Below are 238 nucleotides of genomic sequence, written 5' to 3'. Positions count from 1 at the left end.
ACTTGAGCCAACAGGAGGCTGCGGTGAGTAAGAGAGAAACACAAAGCTATACGTCGGAATACCGAGCGGAAGCCATCAAGTTAGTGCTGGACCAAGGGTTGTCGGTTGCCGAAGCAGCAACACGATTGAATATGAATCAGGGCACCTTGGCTTACTGGGTGACCCAAGCGCGTAAAGGCAAGACAGCAAGTGTTTCTGGTGCAGGCATGCAGAGCGCTGTCGAATTGGCTGCGGAGGT

The 238-nt window shown here is 53.4% G+C and carries 1 protein-coding gene; it reads left to right on the top strand.

The window, feature by feature from the left end; genetic code table 11:
• Positions 1-23: 23 nt before the first annotated feature.
• A partial coding sequence (locus tag ACUHMQ_RS21690; RefSeq protein ID WP_445297446.1) for a transposase occupies positions 24-238 on the top strand: 215 nt, incomplete at its 3' end.

The sequence above is a fragment of the Chitinimonas violaceus genome (assembly GCF_052601015.1).
The sequence above is the reverse complement of the archived record's forward strand: the minus strand, read 5'-3'. Positions and strand labels throughout refer to the sequence as shown.